8 protein-coding genes are annotated in these 15,877 nt (G+C 38.2%); all 8 read right to left on the reverse strand.

Annotated features, from left to right (window positions below):
* Positions 1 to 110 precede the first annotated feature (110 nt).
* Positions 111 to 2,474 (reverse strand): alpha-L-rhamnosidase-related protein, encoded by a 2,364-nt coding sequence (locus FLEMA_RS74685; RefSeq protein WP_052354300.1) that lies wholly within the window; start codon positions 2,472 to 2,474, stop codon positions 111 to 113.
* Positions 2,475 to 2,739: 265 nt separating this feature from the next.
* Positions 2,740 to 4,365, reverse strand: a complete 1,626-nt coding sequence (locus FLEMA_RS0158090; RefSeq protein ID WP_044173794.1) for a S8 family serine peptidase — start codon at positions 4,363 to 4,365, stop codon at positions 2,740 to 2,742.
* A complete protein-coding gene (locus FLEMA_RS0158095; RefSeq protein WP_026997380.1) occupies positions 4,352 to 5,047 on the reverse strand; it encodes a hypothetical protein in 696 nt (231 codons plus the stop codon). The genes FLEMA_RS0158090 and FLEMA_RS0158095 overlap by 14 nt, the downstream gene beginning before the upstream one ends.
* Before the next feature lie 66 nt (positions 5,048 to 5,113).
* Positions 5,114 to 6,985 carry a M61 family metallopeptidase gene (locus tag FLEMA_RS74690; RefSeq protein ID WP_044173797.1) on the reverse strand — a complete coding sequence of 624 codons (1,872 nt, stop codon included), beginning with the start codon at positions 6,983 to 6,985 and terminating at the stop codon, positions 5,114 to 5,116.
* A gap of 230 nt (positions 6,986 to 7,215) precedes the next feature.
* On the reverse strand, positions 7,216 to 8,136 hold the full coding sequence (locus FLEMA_RS74695) for a sugar phosphate isomerase/epimerase family protein (RefSeq protein ID WP_052354302.1): 921 nt from the start codon (positions 8,134 to 8,136) through the stop codon (positions 7,216 to 7,218).
* 136 nt (positions 8,137 to 8,272) lie between these two features.
* Entirely contained in the window at positions 8,273 to 8,464 is a 192-nt protein-coding gene (locus FLEMA_RS77235) for a macro domain-containing protein (RefSeq protein ID WP_044173798.1), read from the reverse strand.
* A 115-nt stretch (positions 8,465 to 8,579) separates the two neighbouring features.
* Entirely contained in the window at positions 8,580 to 8,882 is a 303-nt protein-coding gene (locus FLEMA_RS0158130) for a hypothetical protein (RefSeq protein WP_026997381.1), read from the reverse strand.
* A gap of 11 nt (positions 8,883 to 8,893) precedes the next feature.
* Positions 8,894 to 15,733: a DUF6443 domain-containing protein gene (locus FLEMA_RS0158135; RefSeq protein ID WP_044173799.1), complete on the reverse strand. Its 6,840-nt coding sequence runs from the start codon at positions 15,731 to 15,733 to the stop codon at positions 8,894 to 8,896.
* Between the last annotated feature and the right edge of the window lie 144 nt (positions 15,734 to 15,877).

A 15,877-nucleotide genomic window follows, 5' to 3' on the forward strand; every position in this document is an offset into this window, starting at 1 on the left:
GCCTTTTTTAAGCCTCATCAAAGTACACTTGACGACCTTATGAATCACAACAAATACAAATAGAGGGTATCTTTTAATATTACCTAATGTTTGGGATGACTCATGTTTTTCTATTCAGCTACAAAAGTGTATTTCCCTCCTTTTGACACTTCAAAATTTAGGTAATGTTCATTGCCCGGTACCAAGTCGATATAAGCCAGGCTTGGAATGTATTTGGTATTGTGAAAAATCGTTTGCCCATTACAAACAATTTTTTTGTAAATATCTGCAATAATAGGAATTGAAATAATCCCTGTCATATTTTCAGGTATTTCAGCCATTAAATTAAGCTGTTGATTGCTATAAGTTATATTGAGTTTTATGATACCTTTTGGGGTAGGCACTTTGCATTGTACGCTTGAAAGTGAGCCAAGCTGTGGCTGAATACGGAACGACTGAAAGCCGTCGGACAATGGCGAAATTCCTGCAACATATTGTGATAAAAGGGTGATTGGGCCACCTGTCCAGCCATGGTTATAAGTGCCTCCACCGTACAGATGACTATTCACAGCCCAGCCTTCCCAAAGAGTTGTTAAAGGGCTATTAACCATTTCGGTATAACGTTTCTTCATTCTAGTCAGACCACCTTGGGCATCAGCCATCATAAAAAATGCTTCAAGGATATATTTTTCCATGTAGGGGCTGGCGTGCATTTCATGAGAAAGAAATTGTTGGATAGCAGGAAATTTATCGGCATCGGCCAATCCTGCCACTACAGCAAGTCCATTGCCTCGGTCGTCGGTAATGCCTTGATAGTCTGGGCTTTTATAGAAAGTTCCTTGCCAGAAAATAGTATTAAAAGCCTCTTTTAGTTCCTGCATTTTGTACTCATATTCGGCCATGTCTTGCTCGTTGTGAGTGAGGTGGGCCATTTTGCTAAGCCCTTTTAGTGCCAAATAATACCACGCATTATCTAACAGCGGAATATCTAGGTTATCGCCCCAATCGTGCCACATCCAGCCACCAGTACGGTGCTCTACCAAGCCATCTTGCTTGGTATGCCAAAGAGCTAGGTATTTTTTGACGTGTGGATACACCTCCTTGATAAGGGCGGTATCGCCTGTGTATTTGAAATAATTCCAGAAGCCATATTCCCCAATACTGGTTAGCATTTGCCCAGGTAATTCTTTATCCCAGTTACCAGCAGGAATAGGCGAAAAAAGTACCCCATCGGGTTTTTGCCAATGTACTAACTCGCGAATAGCTTTTTTTAGTGAACGATGCCCCATTACGTCCCAATAATAAAATATTTCACCTTCATTAATCACGACATCGCCCCACCACTGAGCTCTTTCACGGTCGGGACAATCAGAAATAACATCCCTAACATTGAGGGTTAGGGTATTGAGGGCTTTTTCTTTTAAGGTATTATAAAAAGGGTCGTTACAACTAAAATCGCCCACTGTTTCGGCATTGTATCGGGTTTCTCGGTATTTAAGGGCCAGTACTTTTACACCTTTTGGGAAAAAATATTTTACATCGTGGCCATTAAAATAGGCATAACTTTCAAACTCCTGAATACCCTTAGTTGTAATATATTCGGTACGAATGTTGGGGGCACTTCCTCCAAGATAGTTATCGGTACGAATGTCGATTTTGAGTCCGGCGGGAGCATCAATTTTGAAATAAGGTGTAACAGTCAAGTTTTTGGGTAAAGCCATCGCAATTGTGTCGCCTTGTGCTGTAAAAGGCAGTGTTGGATTGGCTTTATGAGTAATATAGCTTATTGTATTAGGATAATTTTTTAAGCCTGCATTGTACCATTGTGGAATAGGACGAGCAATCAGCTTGTTCCAAGGGCTTTCACCTGCATAGGCTAGCTCGGTAGCAGCATTCCATTTTGAATCATCATATTGAGAGGTATACCACAAAGGTAATTGTAGGTTGGCATCGAAAGAAACATTTGATTCGGGCATTCGAAAATTGGGGTGAGGTGCAGGCGTTTCGCCAAAGGCTGGATGCACTTTGGCTAGCCAAGTAGCATTACTAACAAGGCTAGTTTGTAAACCAAGCGATAAGTCAAATAACAAACCAGTTTTGCCCGAACTTTTGTGATTAAACCCATCTTTTCCAAAATACCATACCAAAATAGCAATGGTATTGTCTCCATTTTTGAGGTATTGAGCTATATTAATTTCGTCATAATAGGTATCGTTTGGATTCGGGCCTCTTTTTAGCCCACCCTCAAATACCACCATTTGACCATTGACCCAAAGCCAATATTTTGAATCTACTGCAATTTTGGCTATTGCATAAGAGGATGATTTTGGCACATTGAATTGCTTACGAAAACAAATCCACTGATTAGGTTTCTTTGATTCGGTATTAGTGCTAATCCAACGTGCTGATGTACTAAACTGTGCCATAGCCGAATAACTCAGCCCGATTATGACAATAATAGCTTGGAAAATAGAGAGGTAAGGTATTTTTTTCATAAGAATGCTATAAAAACACCTCTAAATATAAAGAATAGTTGACTATGATGTATCATGATGTAGACGAATGCAGGGCTAATCTTTGATACTAAACAAGGTGAAGCTATTTTTAATTTGATAAAATAGAGAACAAAAAATTTAGTACTCAGGTTGATTCTTCTGAATAATCATTAAATATTTCTTTTAATCAGGGCTTTCAAAGTGAAAGGATAGTTGTTGATTTTTGAACAACTTCATTGTTATTTCACCCACAATCATTTTGGCATTAATCCTTAATCATCTTAAAAACCTGTTGCTGAGTGTTATCTTTTATGCTGAGAAAGTACAAGCCATTTTGGAGGTTTTCGCATGGTATAGTTTGAAGTTTGTGGGTGATACTACCCGACAAGACGGTTTGTCCCAATGTATTTACTAGCTCGAAAGAGTAGCTATTCTGAGCATCGAACTGAGCAATAGCTATTTTGATTTGATTAGAAATTGGATTGGGAAATGCCCAAAACTTTCCCTCAAAAGTAATAGGTTGAGCCAATTGCATGGCACGTTCAAAATGAGGTACTCCATAACCCAACTGTGGGGTAGGCTTGGTGTACGTACTTCCCGACTGCTGTATTACACGAATAACCTCTTGGGCCTTCATTTGGGGATTGGCTTGCCAAAAACCAGCCACCATACCACACAAAATAGGCGATGCAAATGATGTTCCACTTGTGGTGGTATAATTACCAAAAGCATTGGCTACGGCTACACTTTGCCCCATGGCTGCCACATCGGGCTTGACGCGTCCGTCGGCACTTGGACCAATAGAGGTAAAAACAACATACGATTGGTAGGCATCTACTGCCCCTACGCTTAGTACAGAATCGGCGTCGGCAGGTGTCGAAATATATTTCCAATCGCTATTACCTTCGTTGCCTGCACTGATAGTACAGATGATTCCTTTGGCGGCAGCCAATGCTGCAGCACGGGCTGCAATAGTTGTTTTTCCGTCAAAATCTTTATATTGGTGGTTGGTAGCAGGATTGTCAAATTCGGTATATCCCAATGAAGAATTAATTAAATCTACGCCAAGGCTATCGGCGTATTCAGCTGCAATAAGCCAATTTACTTCTTCTAATAACGATTCATTTTCGGTATCTTCTGTTCGCAAGAGCAAATACGACGCATTGGGGGCTGTGCCAACCAATCTACTGGTTTGTTGTGCGGCCAAACATGACAGTACGGCCGTTCCGTGGCTACTACCTTCATATACAAACGATTTGTTGTTGACGAAGTCGTATGTACCTACAATTTTGTTTTCGTTGAAAAGATATGAAAATACAGGCAGTGTATTTACCGACGAGTAGCCTGCATCTAAAATAGCAATTAGCATACCTTCGCCCCTAAAGCCTTGTTCGTGCATTTTGTCAACACCAATCATATTGTTTTGCATATAAGCCAAGCCAAAATCGGGAGCTGTATCGAAGGCTTCAAATTTGGCCTTTTGACGGGTAGCTCTATTGGCTGTATTGCGTTTTTGTAGAGGTGTATTCCCTTCAATTCCTTTTACATAGGGAAGTGATAAAATTTGTTGAAGCTGAGTGTCGTTAGCTTCGACCAATGCCCCATTGAACCACCTAGACGTAAACCCGACTTTAGCACCGGTTTGCTTTATTGCATTTAGGTAACTGATGTTAACGGGCAAATCCTGAGTAGTGATTGAGATTGATTGCCTGTTTCTGCGTTGTATAGCCCTTTCCGAAAGAAATTGTCGGGGAGTGGCTACATTGTAAGTAGAGTTAGCTTTATCGCTAAAAAGAACTAAATACTGTTGGGCGTTTTGTGCCGAAGCTACCGAGGTCAGTAGCCAAAAACAGCAACAATATAGTATTGAAAAGTAATTATTCTTTTCCATAGTCGGTGATTTGATAGGTCGTAATTGAGCCAAAGTCTATAATCGCTTTTCCTAAACAATGGGGTTGATAACAATAAGATACATCCGTTTTTTTCAAAAAAATCATTCCAATATTGGCTGCATAAACCGTGAGCTGACTTTTTTGTCCCAAAGCTGTAGAGTCTTGATACTGAATAACATGGGCAGTTTGTGGAAAAGTTTGATGATTAACCACAAAGGTATTTTTGATTGCCTGCAAAGATGCAATAGCTTTACCCAAAGTGTTATACTGATGGTAGTTCCAAGTTTGTCCTACAACCAATGGCGATGGCAGTAAGTACAAAGGTATATTTTGTTCTACCTGAATCACTTTATCTGTATAAACCATAATCTGTACAAGTTGTTCGGTTTGCCAGTTTTGCTGAGGTGTATTACGCCTTCGTTGTACTATTATCAATTTTTCTTCTCCCGAAACTTGCTTTTCAGACGACTGTAGTTGGTATTGCAACTGGTATGTTTGTTTTTCAACGGATTGATTGATTCCATATTGTATTTGTTCTACGGCATAGGTAACATACTGTCCTTTTTCTTGTAAAAGAAAAGTTCGAGCCAGTAATAGAGGTGCTATTTTGGGCTCTTGAGTTGACTGGCAAGTAAGCATTAAAAGGCTTATAAAAATAAGGGTGTAGCAATGTTTAGGCATAAAAATAGCCCAATAGAAAAGTGACTATTGGGCTAGAAATTTATATAAAAAATAAAGAAAAATCAATTATTTGTTTTCAGGGCTCAACCATGCTTTTAGCAAGTTAATTTGTGTATCGGTAGGTACAGCTACTGGTTTGAGGAGGTTTTTCTCAGTAATTTCAGGAATAAATAACGCTGCTGATAATTTGGTTTCTACCTTTTTATCTCCGTCTTTGCGTAATACTATTACTTCGACATTATCGTTTTCCTTGGTATTCTGCATAAAGTCTAAGCGAGTAGCTCGGAACGAATTGAGGTCTAAAGGCTTGCCATTCAACGACACAAATTCGTCGCCAGCTTTGTAGCCTAGCTTACGGCCAAAAGCATCGATACCTTCATCGTCGACAATGAAAATACCCTTTGTGTCGGGATTAATGCCAAGATTATAGACCGACACCCCGATTGATTTTTCACGCACCTGAACGCTTTTCTGAAACTCTAGGCCAACACTATTGAAAATTTCGGTTAATGGAAGCGGTTCTTTTCCTTCTACATATTTAGCAAAAAACTGGCGAATAGCAGGGAATTTAGTGATTTCGGCAATTTTATCAAAAAGTTCAGCATCATTAAATGACTTTTCTTTGCCATAGTATTTTGACAAATCACGCATCAAATTCTGAGTACCATATTTTCCTCCAGACAATTCACGCAGCTTAATATCTAGGCACAAGCCAATCAATGCTCCTTTTTCATAAACATTGGCATATTGGTCTTTGTATTTGTCCAATACATCTACGCTCATTTCTGTAAAAGGTACGTTATCTTGGTAGCGGTCGTACATATTATTGATTTTGCTACGCAACATATTGAGGTATTGCGGCAATTCAATCAAACCATATTTGATTTGCATGTGGCCAGCAGCGTATTCGGTCATACCTTCGTACATCCAAAGGTGCTTTGACATTTTTGGTTTGTTGTAATCAAAATTACCAATTTCGTCGGAGTGGATACTCAAAGGAGTAACAATATGAAAAAACTCATGAGCACAAACATCTTTTATTGTTTGAGACAACTCTTCGGCCGAAGCCTCAGGCAAGTAATAGAACGATGAGTAAGAGTGCTCCAAAGCTCCATAGCTGCCATTTTTGAGGTTATCAGAAAGCACAATCAAGAACGCATATTTTTTAATAGGAAGCGAGCCACCCAAATACTCTTTCTGAGCTTCTAAAAGGGTTTTTACGTTATCGGCAATTTCGGCTGAGGTTACTTTTTTGTTGGGCGAATACACGGCAATCAAAATATCGGCACCACCAACTTTCAAAATAGTAGTATCGGGTTTTGAATACATAATAGGAGCATCTACCAAATCCATGTAGTTGCCTGTGCTAAACACGTCCGACTTGGCATCTGATTTATTAGCAATCAGCGATGTTGCCCCATAAAACCCTGTAGGTTTTGTAAAAGTAACTTGGTACGTAACTTTTTTGAGGTTGTCAAAATACCCAAAGAAGCCATGAGTATTAATGGCAAAAAGGGTATCTTTTTCAATATCTGTACCAGCAGGCTCGAATACATATTCGCCACTGATTTCGGGCGAGTCCCAAGTGTCGTCTACTAAGTAAGTAATTTTGTAAAGGGATTTAGCTTTTTTGATTTTGTAGCTATTTTTATCCAATTTCTCGATAGTCAGAGCTTTCCCAGAAGCATCAAATGCTTTAAAATCAGAGGCATATCTACCAAAATCATAATTGGCATACGTACCTGGCACAATTTTGGGTAAATTGTACACAATTTCATCTTTCTGGATTTTGGGTGTAATCAAAGATACCTCTAGCTTATCATTTTGCACATTGGTTAAGTCTACAAAGAACTGATAGTTAGTATTTTGTGGCACTTTTTGTGCAAAAATATTTACACAAAGCAAAAGTGCAAAAAGCGTTAAAATGCTATTTCTCATGTAGTAAAAAATTAAGGTCTAAAAGTTCAGCAATAGCTTGTTGGTAGCTTTTAGAAATGAATGGAATAAGTAATGCCAACCATTTGGAATGATTGGCATTTTGAAATGGCAATATTTCAAAGTTAATAATCTTTAACGGGATTATAACGAAAGATTATCAAGGAAAGTGTTGAGAAGTAAAAATAGCCTTACAAAAGGTCGAAAAAGCCTTTAAGCTGTAGAATAGCCATTTATTTGGTATTAGTATATCTTTTTCGCAACATATTTAGCATATATACATTAATAGCCCATTGGTTGGCTACGGGCTGCTGGGTATAAGGCAAAGTTGGCAAATAATTGGGTGGTCCAAACTCGGTAAGCATAGTAAGGGCTTGTCCTTTTTTCATTTTTAGGGCTACTACAGTGTCCCACCATTTTAGGTGAGTCTGAAATGCCGCTTCCCATTCGGGGGCACGGGGGTCGTTGACCTGTGGCCCTTCTTGATGCCCTACTCGGGTATGAATATGTCCTGTGCGTTCAAGGGCAAGTTGTACGGTTTCGGCTTGGTCTTCGAGCAACGATTCGTGTACATTACACCAATGCGAAATATCAAGAGTTAGTTCTAATGCGGGGTTTTTTTGGAGAAAATTATGGGCAATATGAGCTGCAAAAAGCATGCGTCCTCGGTGTGTTTCATGATAAACAGGAATACCCGACTTTTGGGAGACTTGTGTCGTAAGGTCGATAAAAGCCTTATTTTGTTCATAAGTAAAATAATCGCGTCCACTATGACAATTAATATAGAGGGGCTTGATAGGCGATTGGCTAGTAGCAGCCTCAAGGTTTTTTTGGAACGTAGCCAAATGCTCTTTGGGGTCTTTCTGATGTCCTCCACAAAGGTATCCAATAGCGAGATTATGCTTTTTTAAAGCTGTAAAAAGCTCTTCTTGGGCATTTTTTTCGGTTGGCCACCACATTTCAATACCATCGTATCCTTCCTTTTTAGCGGCAGCACAAAAGGCATCGACAGTTCCGTTAAAGCCCCAGTTAGTGGCTAAGATTTGTAAGGAAAAACCTTTTTCGGGTTGGGGAAAAGCTATCTGATGCGTTGTTGATGCCATTATCCCGAGGCTAGCCAACGAAGTAGTACTCATAAAATCACGACGATTCATGTTGTTAAAAGGTTTGTTTAAGTTGACCAAATATACAGCTTACTAGCAATAAAACTGTACGGCTGCATGATGTAACCAAACAAACAAGAGGCTACTTTGTTACTGAATCATCAGACGGAGTATAAATCTTATTTTTTTAAGCTAATATATCCTTGTAAAGAAGTTGCTGAAGCAATTCGGCAGGTGTTCCTTTGATACTCGCTGCAATAGATGCCATAAAAAGTACGGCAATTCCCTTGCCCATTGCTCCTGAGCAATTACAGCCATGTGCATAATTAGTAATCCCCTCTAATTCAAAAATATTTCCTATATCAATATAATGTATCATCTCTTTCGTTCCAAATTGAGTTAAACTCTTGTTCTGTTATAAAATCTTTTTTATCTAAATCAAGAGATTCTAATGATTGGTCAAAAAGCATTGATTCTCCTTTTGTAAAAAGTTTTTATGCTATACCTATAACTTTACTTATAATACCAGAGCCTATAAATGTGTTACCCTCTAAAATCCTAAATTCTCTACCAACAAAAAACTCATTTTCAACATCTAAATCTTCGTGAAAATAAATTTTAAATAATATATCATCATACGATTTATCCATTTCAAGATATGGCTTATCTTCTAAATCAATTAAGCCTGAGCGTATAACAGTATTTGAAAAAGAAAGTAAGGGTCTGTAATGATTCCCTTTTATTTCTTGTTTCCTATATTCATCAGAAAGGTTAATATTTGCTTTGAAAAGATACATTAGCTTTATTATTAAAATTTAAAAGAAGTTAAAACTTTTACTCTTCTTAATGAACTGCTTGGAACATTATAAATATACTTTAGACCATCAACACCATATAATTTTTCAAATGTTACTCCCGCAGGGATTTTAGCTTTCATAATTATTGAATTATCGAATGCCTTACTATACATTTTTGCATCAGAAAGTTTATCAGCAAATAGCTTTCCAGTTGCATAACTATTTTCACCCGGTTTAAATCCATTTTTAAGAATATCTTTATATTCATCTAAACTTACAGACCTATACACAGTAGTTGATTTTGTTGCAACTACATTTTCAACATTATTTATTCCATTTCCAAAAGCTCCTCCCAGAGACTTGCTAACATACTGCTTAGTAGCCTTAATCCCTACATCAATGGTGGTAGTGATAGGCTGACCATTGATAATAACCGTATTAATTGATTCTTTAGCGTATGCTTGGAAACTATTTTTAAACCAACCGCCAATAGTATTTCCTAATTTAGCTAAGGCTGGCCCAACTACTTTCGCTATTTTAGCCCCTGCAAAAGAAGTGGCTGCACCCACCGCAGCTTCTTTGCCAACGTACAAAAGTGCATCCGTTGGATTATTAAAATCAGGAACATTACCTGTGGCAATATCAATGGTGGCATTTCCTGCCGAAGTAATTGCTCCTCCTGCCAATGGATTGGTTAAACTGACTACACCACCAGCAGCACCCGTTCCAAAATAGCCGAGTGCTTGCCAAGGGTTTTTAATTTTACTCCAGTTGGTTGCTACGTTCAAACCGCCACCAATTGCTCCCGCAATAATAGGAATTAAGATTGGTAATCTTCCATCAGGGTCTATATGTGAGGTAGGTGTATTAAGAGCATAAGCAAAAGCCGATATGTTCTCGTAAGGGTCTTCGGGGTCATAGCTATTCATTCGCCCAATGACTGAATCATAATGTCTCCAATCAAGCAGAATGTTTCCCGTGATATTATCGGTTTCTCTACCACTAACAAAATATCTGTCTATTTGATTGGGTGATAGTTGATATTCCGAACCTGCATTAACATTACTCCAAGGGTCATACGACTGACTTTGCGTAATAAATGCCACGCCTAAAGAATCCTTGTAGCTTAACCGAAGGTTTCCAATATGGTCAGTATAAGCATACTCTAACTTCCCATTTGTAAAACGCCCCTCTTGATTTTGAACCTCCGAAACTTTAAAATCATCCAAAGAGGTATTTACACCTGTGAAGGTATAAACTATTTCTCCATCGTAAAGCGTATAAGACGTTACGCCATTTTTGGTAACTTTTCGCTGTCTTCTTTCTCCAGTAGAGGTATAAAAATACTCGACTTTGGTAGAGTCATTGAACGTAACTTTCGATACCAAATCTAAGAAATTATACTTGATATTGTAAATACCCTTATTGTTGTCTTTGGTAATTTTGCCATCAGGAGTATAGGCATAATCCACTCCCGAAACGTCCCTAAAGTCATTTGCTCCCACGTTACCCGTTATGGCATCATCTACTTTTTGAAGTTTATTACCCGTTCCAAGGTAACTATAAGTCAAGTTATCGACTAAATCGTAAGTGTTTGAGCCTGTCTTACTGTACCTTTTCAGGTGTAGTAAATTACCGTTGGCATCGTAATCGGTCGTAACACTATAATTTTCATTCCCAACGCCAGTGAACTGAGCATTAATGAGTTTATTTGAGCCGTCATAAGTATAATCGTAACTTCTACTTTGGGGGGTGTTTTTAGCAATCCAAGTATGTTTAGCAATTGAGCCGTCAAATATTTTACCGTTTTCGTGATAATCCAATTTGTAACTAAAGAGTTTTTCGGTAGCTACTTGTGGATTTCCCGAAGCATCTAAATTTACGCCTCTTAATTGCCCCCGTACATTATAAGCGTACTCAATCACTTGCAAGCCAGCACCTCTAACGGGAGCGAGCGTACCCATTTCTAATTTACTATTCAGAAGGAATTTAAGCGTACCTGCATCATACAATGTACCTGCTTGTACGGTTGTATTAGCAGGAATGGTAATGGTATGCCCTGTATTAATGACCGCAGGAGTAGTAAGACTTGGTATAGCGTTATTCGCCCAAACACTTGGCGTAGTCCAAGAGCCAGATTGAACGCTACTGACCACATTGGCATTGGGTTGAATGATTTTGCCCTTTAATCTTCCAATGTTATCATAGTATAGCGAGCTGATTTTTAATCTTGGTACTTTATTGGTCGTACCTTCTACGAGGGTGTAATAAATGTCTTTACTTCTCCCTACATGGTCGAGGGTATGCTCATGGGTTCTAATCAAATCACTCGCCCCTCTTTTACGATATACCATTCGAGATTGCAGAGTTTCCCCCACGAAATTGTACTGAATATCATTTTGGTTACGAGCGTATAAATCGTGATAAACAATACTTTGAATAGGTCGGTTTTTATCGTCGTAAAATATGCTACTTGGAAAAGGGAAATCCCCAAAATTGTCAATTTTGTGTAAGCCACCCGTCATTAACCCCTTGGCATTGGTTGCCGAATAAGCCGTTGTATTGTAGGGATTTGACTGAAAACCGTAGTCGGCAATTGTACCCGAATTGCCATCGGCATACCGCCAATCAGCATCGTCGTAATAATAGATGTTTTTCCACGTGGCATCATTGATGTAAGACCTGAGAGCCGAAGGAAAACAACGATTGGTGTAATTACGAACATTGCCCGAAGCGGTAGTTCTTTCTTCAAACTGTTGACTATCGGTAAAATTATCAAAGAGGTTTTGCAGGTAGGTACGAGTATAAGTGGTTGGCAGAACCATTTGTCCCACTCTTACCGTTCTTGCTTGTCCGTCTTTTTGAACGTAGTTCCATGTATTAGCCTTCGCTAATTCATCATCATCTTGGCTGAGTACCACTTCATTTAGGCGATTGTAAACTACTCTCGTCCATCCAATGCCAGGGGATTTTTTTTCTATTACCCTTGATTTACCGTCGTAACGAAACGCATGGACATTTTCATTGAACTCTGACCACGATTCAAAAGAAATACTCGATAGTGTTCCCAAAGCATTATAGGCTTTAGGGGGTAGAATGTAACGGATTCTGCTTGCTTTGTCAAATACGTAAGCGGCTGATAGATAGATGTTTACATTCGATTGTATATCTTTTTGAACGATATTTCCCGATTTATCTTTGTACTCAATGACTTTATATCCCCGTTCATCGGTAGAGACTGTTTTTAATAATTCATAATCGGAATATGTACCAATAAAAGAGGCATCAGTATTATAAAATAACTTAAATTTTTTAATTCCATTAGCGGTTTCGTAACGATTTTGAACGTATTTACTACTATCCCTAAATACTTTACCCGTTCCGTAGCTCTTAAGAACTCTGCTCAATGGCGAAGCTTCATATTCAAAGACTTCTGAGTATGGCATTTGGTCTTGATAAAAACTTTTGGCAGTTGATTTAACCGTAGCCGTATCTAATAAACTACCGTCTGCTTGGGTACTTTCAACGGATAACCATGTTTTTTTAGGACGAGTAAAAGCATCGTAATCAACCACGCCAGTAATCAAATCTTTTTGATTGGGTGATGCTTTATAAGCCACATTTTCAATCGTTTTCCCAAATCCATCAAGATATTGGACCCTAATTTCACATTGGTTGAAGTCCAAATTGAGAGCATCGGTGGTCGCAATTCGTGGAATACGAGTAATGATACGATTATAAGCCGTAGATGTATTGAGTATTGGGTCACTATCTGCTTTACCACGATAAACATATTGCAGGTGTTTTAAAACCTTTCCGTCTTTATCGGTTTGCTGTTTTAGCTTCCCATCAGGATAATATTCGTTTGAAACCGATAAGCCGTTTTCATTGGTTTGTGTGCTTGCTCCGTAGAGAATTTTAGCATACTGAGTGCTTACAGTCTGTTCGGATGGTTGCCCAACATTACTGGTTTGACTGATTGCTAAAGTTGGGTAAGTAGCATCATAATTTATTTTGGCAACCGTCCCAAAATTGATAGAAGTTTGTTTGGGCAGTCCAATACTATTGTAAGCATCCACCGTAGTTTTTACAATATAATCGGTGTCTTTGCTAAACGTTGTATTATTAAGATTATAGCTTGCTTCTGAAAATGTAGCTCTTGGCACATTTTCTAAGACATAATTTGATTTTAGTAACCCTGCACTATATGTGGTTGAATCCTTATCATAATAGTTTTGATAAGAAGCATTTACAACGAAAGTATCACCAAATGTATTTTTAATACGATTGATATTTTCAATCACCGCAGTATAAATATGTTTTTGTTGTAGCTGATAAATACCCTTTATTTCTCTATTGCTTAGGTTCGGATTCATCCCCAAATCAAAATCAGGAGCATATTTTAAGGAGTTTTCAAGCGTGTTACCATAACTATCACTGGTTGAAATCTTAATAAGTTGATTGTGTTTGGCATTATTAGGGTACTCATAGGTCGTCACATTAACCACTGGATTAGTACCGTCTTGGCTGTATGTTTTAGTAGTGTCGGAAGTGATATGGAAGGTATTATAAAACTCATAATAGCTTCTTTCAAAATTATAATTTTTATCTACTAATCTAAATGAGCGATAGTTTTGTTGGATATTACTTGGAATAGGAACTTGTAATTGCTGTTCGGTGTAAACACTACTTTTTACGGAAAGTAACTGATTATTTCTACCGTAGGTTGCCACTTGAGTAGGAACGCCTACCGTATTTTCATGATATGGATACCATTTCCAAGGGCGTAAATAGCGACTGGTATCACAAGTCGTAATTGGATAGGGTACAGCTGGTGGATATTGGGTAACGCAATTATAGGTAATTGTCTCAACCAAATTTATTTCTGTTAAAGGCTGTAAAAACTCCGAAATCGTATAACCCAAACTATCAGATTCATCTCCTGTTAAAATGGTTTCCTTGACCCGTGAGTACCCTACATTAGGGCGACCCGTTTCAGAAAGAATTTGTTGATACAAGCCTGAATACCAATATTGATTTGGAGAGCCAGAATAATTGGTTTTATCATCAAAATGATATACAGGCTTCAAACATAGAAAACCTGATGATTTTCCATCTACTTGTTTATAATCATATCGTTTAACTCTTTTAAGATTAGAAATCGAATCCAAATAAATAATTTTCTTAATGCGACTTCCTCCAATGAGGGAAGTATAATTTCGAGCGTCATTATTTTCGTATTCAAAAAAGACATTACTCCCTGTTGAATGAGACATAGTAGTAAGTGTTCCATATTGCGACCATCCGTTAGTGGCATCACGATTTCCATATTGATTATTGGCACAATTACGGAACGCATCTTGCCCAATCAAGATATTTGCTCCCAAAGCACCATTCAAATAGCCCCAATGGTCAAGACCTTGCGTGAACCTGCTTGGTAGTCCATAACCATCATCATAGTATTTAAACGTGTACTTATTGCCGTCAGGCTCTTCAATTGAACGGAGTTTGAAACGCTTTTGGTGGGTGTATCCTACAATGTCATAAGAATACCCCGCAAAAGTGGTGAATACATTACTTTGGTCGCTTCCTGTATTGTAATCGTACTTAAATTTCCATTCAAAGACTTTGGATGTATCGTCTTTGGCATATACCGATATTTTATGCAATGCTCTACCTGTTGGTGTAGCAAAATTGTAGAAATTGTCTAAATCTTCACGGGCAGGATATGTATTATTGAGATACCTATAATTGTAATTGGTGTTTTTTGACCAACCACCCTTGTTTATCTCTACCACATGGGTACTATTACTAATCTTAAAAAGGGTTGAAGAGATAACGTAAACCCGATTTATCTTTTTATCAATTCCGTTAAAGGTACAGTTAATGGTAACAGCTTGTTGCTCTGCTACACGGTAAAAAGAATATTGAGTGGAATGGTATTCAAAAATGGTTTGATGACCAAAAGGCGTTTGTATTTTGGTTAGATAATAAGCCGATGTTACCGCTTCATTTGTCCAATATACATCTAAATCATCTACTGAAATATTTTTTGAAGCACTCGCTTCCATTTCAAAACTACTTTCTGTTGCAGCACCATCAAAGTAGTATTTTGTACCATCAGGCATAGTTACAATCCAATTGGTAAAATATCCTGCGGTTAATATGTTGCTACCCGATGCGGTATATGGAGTCCATGTTACCTGCACATCAATGTCCGCTTCTGGGTAAAAATGAGCCTTTTTATAGTTATCAAAACTAAATTTATAACTCGTGCCATTGATGTTTAAAAAGAATAAATCGGGCTGAGAATCATTTTCATCATCATTATCAGCATGGAGCCCATGTTGATAGAATCCTTTATGAGTGGTGGCATAATAGTAGTCGTTATTTTCATAAATGACTTTTCCTTCATCTGGAATACCCCGAACAATTCTTGAAATCTGTGGCGTTAGGGAATTAGCTGTCCAATTCATACCTGTCCATGATGAAACATCATGTCCTTTCATTCCCGAAGCATTGTAAGAAAGACTAATAGGTACGGTTGCCCCTCCTGCTTCAGTTAGCGTATAAATGGGTAATCCAATAATGGGAGTACCCATGAATAAATTGACAGGAATATCTTGAATACGATTATTAAGAGTGCCATCTTGAGAACTTGTTGGCGTTTTTCCTGCGGGTAAGCTACCTACAAAAGCATTTGAATTGGCAGGAACTGGAGGTTTTGGTTCTTCTTTTTTCGGAGCTTCTTTTACCTCAATCGGCTTATCTAAGGGTTGCTCTTTGGGGTTTTGAGGATTTGGAACGGTGCTTTGCTGAGCAAAACAATAAAAGTGAATGCTTATGAACAATAAGCACAAAATCTTAGTGTGAACTTTTTCATGTTTGGTCTTTATAAATAGCTTCAAAATAGGGAGCGGTAGCAATATTAAAACGGTAATCTATCAAAAAATAATAGTTTTGTGAAATGCTATTATTAGTACTGGTGGAGCAGA

The organism is Flectobacillus major DSM 103, assembly GCF_000427405.1.
In the GTDB taxonomy this organism is placed as follows: Bacteria; Bacteroidota; Bacteroidia; order Cytophagales; family Spirosomataceae; genus Flectobacillus; species Flectobacillus major.